General features: G+C 31.5%; 4 protein-coding genes and 1 pseudogene. 2 read left to right on the forward strand and 3 right to left on the reverse strand.

Going from position 1 to position 3,791, the window contains the following annotated elements; all coding sequences use genetic code 11:
• Positions 1–33: 33 nt before the first annotated feature.
• Positions 34–324 (forward strand): annotated as a pseudogene (locus HMPREF3058_RS06035) (helix-turn-helix domain-containing protein); the annotation flags it as partial.
• Positions 325–566: 242 nt separating this feature from the next.
• On the opposite strand, the gene HMPREF3058_RS06040 reads toward HMPREF3058_RS06035, so the two are convergent.
• The 3 genes from HMPREF3058_RS06040 to HMPREF3058_RS06050 are packed head-to-tail and all read right to left on the reverse strand — an operon-like array spanning position 567 to position 3,108.
• Entirely contained in the window at positions 567–1,520 is a 954-nt protein-coding gene (locus HMPREF3058_RS06040; protein ID WP_002497487.1) for a metal ABC transporter substrate-binding protein, read from the reverse strand.
• An 18-nt stretch (positions 1,521–1,538) separates the two neighbouring features.
• Complete coding sequence (locus HMPREF3058_RS06045) at positions 1,539–2,378, reverse strand: metal ABC transporter permease (protein WP_002497486.1); 840 nt, start codon at positions 2,376–2,378, stop codon at positions 1,539–1,541.
• Positions 2,371–3,108, reverse strand: a complete 738-nt coding sequence (locus tag HMPREF3058_RS06050; protein WP_002497485.1) for a metal ABC transporter ATP-binding protein — start codon at positions 3,106–3,108, stop codon at positions 2,371–2,373. Before HMPREF3058_RS06050 ends, HMPREF3058_RS06045 begins: the two co-directional genes overlap by 8 nt.
• A 130-nt stretch (positions 3,109–3,238) precedes the next feature.
• Between HMPREF3058_RS06050 and HMPREF3058_RS06055 the strand changes: the two genes are divergently transcribed.
• The gene (locus HMPREF3058_RS06055) at positions 3,239–3,610 is read left to right on the forward strand and encodes a metal-dependent transcriptional regulator (protein WP_002497484.1); all 372 of its coding nucleotides are present in this window, start codon (positions 3,239–3,241) and stop codon (positions 3,608–3,610) included.
• Positions 3,611–3,791 lie beyond the last annotated feature (181 nt).

Consider the following 3,791-nt stretch of genomic DNA (forward strand, 5'->3'; position numbering starts at 1 on the left):
GGTTAGCTATATTTTTTACTTTGCAACAGAACCGATAAGTTCATGAAAGATTTAATCATTCAAATTTTAGCAATGATTTCAGAACAAGAAAGAAATGAAAGTAAGCGTAGGCAAGCACAGGGAATTAAGGTAGCGAAAGAAAAAGGTATCTATAAAGGCAGACCTGTCCTTTACTCACCAAACGCGAAAGACCCACAGAAACGTTTAGTTTATCAACGTGTTGTAGAAATGTTAGATCAAGGAATTTCTATTAGTAAAATTGCTAAAGAAGTAGATATTACAAGACAGACCGTATATCGAATTAAAAATGAAAGAACAAAATAATTAATAAAATGAGTAAAAAGTGATTGTATAACACATTAGGAAATGATAATATGTTATACAATAACCTGCTTCTTTTAATTTAAAATTCTAAACTTTATTAAACTGTAAAAATGATAATTTCAAACTTCTTCATATTTTTCCCTTTAATAAGATATGAAGACGAAACATCTCTTCCAAAAGATAAGTAAAAAAGTGAGCGTTATTATCTATATAGACAATAACGCTCACTTTTAGTTTCATTGTTATTTTTCCAATCCATCAGTTAAAACATCTAAATTATACTCTAAATATTTAAGATAAGTATCAGCTACGCCACCTTCTTTACTAATTTCATCAGAGTAAATTGGTTTCTTGTAAATTGATACGCCACTTTCTTTAGATACGGTTTCCATTGGACGCTTATCTACGTTTGATTCTACAAATAAGTGAGATGGCTCATTTTTATCAATAAATTTTACTAAATCTTTGATTTGTTCTGGAGATCCATTCTCGTCCGTGTCTATCGCCCAAATATAACCTTCTTTTAGGTCATAACGGTCTGTTAAATATTGGAAAGCTTGTTCACTCGCTACAAAAACACGATCTTTCTTAGGAATATCGCCTAATTGTTTTTCATAATCATCTTCGATGTTATGTAATTTTTTTAAATATGCTTTTTCATTTTCTTTATAATAATCTTTGTTTTTTGGATTTCTTTCAGATAAAGATTTCGTGATATTTTTAATCATTTTTTCTCCTACTTTCGGATCAATAAATGCATGAGGGTTCACTTCTTTTTTGCCATCTTCATCTTTAATGTATTTAGGTTTAACACCTTCTGATGTTTTTATCGCATTTTCTTTTGAAAAATCAGAAGACTCTAAAGCTTTAAATAACCAACCTTTACTGCCACCTTCTAAATTCAATCCATTATAGAAAACCAAATCGGCACTCGAGATATGTTTAATGTCATCTGGTTTAGGATCGTAGTCATGCGGGTCAGTGCCTGTAGGCACTAAATTTTTAACTTCAACGTGCTCTCCGCCAATTTCTTTAACCATATCATCAATCATAGAAAAACTTGTGACCACTTTGATTTTATCTTTATCTACTGATTCTAATTCTTTATCTGAATCACCGTCTTTATCTCCATTACTACAAGCTGCTAAAACAACAGAAAGTGTAATGGTGAATAAAAATAATATCACTTTTTTCATTATAAAAATCCTCCTAAGTTAATGTTTAATCATTCTCCACAATAGCCCATTTCTAGGTGCTAAGAAGAATGTGATAATAAATATAGCTGTAATAACTAATACAATAACCACACCTGAAGGTAAGTTAAATGTAAAACTAAAGAACAACCCAATAATAGATGAAATAGCACCTATCAACGCTGATAAAAGAATCATGGTTGATAGTCTTTTAGTCAGTAAATAAGCTGTCGAAGCTGGCGTAATCAATAAAGAAACAACTAAAATAACACCGACGGTTTGTAATGAGGCAACAGTTACTAACGTTAATAACACCATGATTGTGTAATGGATGAATTTTGTTGGTAAACCTGAAGCTGCAGCCATGGTTGGATCAAACGTTGATAGTAAAAATTCTTTATAAAAGATCACTACAATAATTAAGACAATCGCAGCGACAATAAATGTTAATGTTCGATCCTGTTCTTTAACTGTCAGTACATTACCAAATAAAATTTCCGTTAAATCTATGGACGATTGCGCTTTCGTAACAAGTAAAACCCCTAAAGCTAGAAAGGCAGAAAAAACAATACCTATAGATGAATCGCTTTTGATTTTACTGTTTTGGTTAACGAAACCGATTCCTAAAGCTGCCATAATCCCAAAGACTACCGCACCGTAGAAAAAATTAATGCCCATCATATAAGAAATAGCTACACCCGGTAGAACTGCATGTGAGATAGCATCTCCCATTAGCGCCAAACTTCTTAATACGATGAAACAACCAATAACGCCACAGATGATTCCGATGACAACAGAAGTTACAAGTGCTCTTTGAAGAAAACTAAACTGAAATAACTCATGTATAAATTGACTAATCATTTTTATCCCCACTTTCAGAAGGGATCAAAATATTTGTGCCAAAGGCTTGTGCTAAGTTATCTCCCGTAAACACATTTTCAACAGAACCAAAATCGATTAAATGTTTATTTAAAAGAATAAGGCTATCGAAATATTTACTGACTTTGGATAAGTCATGATGAACAATTAAAATTGTTTTTCCAGATTCAGCTAGTTCTTTTAATAAATCAACAATGATATTTTCACTTGTAATATCGATGCCAACAAAAGGTTCATCAAGTAATATCAAATCTGTTTTCTGAACTAACGTTCTAGCAATTAACACTCGTTGAAATTGTCCTCCTGATAGCTCCCCTATTTGTCGATCTTTATATTCCGACATATCCACTTTGTTAAGGGCTTCTGTTGCCATTGCTTTTTCTTTTTTCCCAGGTAACTGCCACGGTTTTAACCGAGGGTATATACCTAAAATGACACAATCTAAAACTTTCATAGGAAACGTTGTATCGATATTACTTTTTTGTTCGACGTATGAAAGATTTTTAAGTTGCTTATGTATAGGCTTACTTTTAAAAAATGTTTGTCCTTTGTGTGGTATTAAATTAATCATTGCTTTAATCAAAGTTGATTTACCTGCCCCATTTGGGCCAATAATCCCAACAATTTGTCCTTCTATCATTTGTAAAGAAACATCTTGTAAAGCTCGGGTTTGATTATCATAAACCACTGACAAGTTTTGTACATCTAACACGCTATTCCCTTCTTTCTTCACTTGCGTAAATAATATATTTAGGATAACCTAAATATATTATTTAGTCAAACGAAAATTTGAAGTTTGGCTAGCTATTTCTGCTTTAAAAATCAAAATTGTAGGTGGGATCATGATTACTGATGCGCAAAAGAAATATTTGAAAATTATCTTCCAATTAGGTGGAGACATTGAGCTAGTGTCTAATAAAATGTTATCTAAAAAGTTAGGAGCAGCGCCCCCTTCAATTAGCCAAATGTTAGATCGATTAACCGAAGCAGGTTTTGTCAAAAGTGAACATTATCGTGGTGTTATGTTAACTAAGAAAGGATTAACTTATACGATAGAAATGACTAACAATCATGAGATTATTAAAGCGTTTTTCATAAAAGTATTAAATATCAACTCTTCTGAAGTCAACCAAGAGGTTGATTTAATCGAAAATCACGTATCAGATAAATTTGTTCAACGTTTATCTGAATACTTAAGAACAAAACAATTTTAAAAAGGATGATTAACTATGAAGCTTTTTAATAAAAAGTACAGTACAAAGCAACAATTATTCTCTCCCAGCCCTCAAAATAAGAATACGAATCATAAATAAATGAGGCTGGGACATAATTTCTAACAAATTAGCCAGTAAATGAGTTTATTATAAATTCATTTACTGGCTTCTTTATTTACAA

It is taken from the genome of Staphylococcus sp. HMSC068G11 (assembly GCF_001815825.1).
GTDB lineage: Bacteria > Bacillota > Bacilli > Staphylococcales > Staphylococcaceae > Staphylococcus > Staphylococcus epidermidis.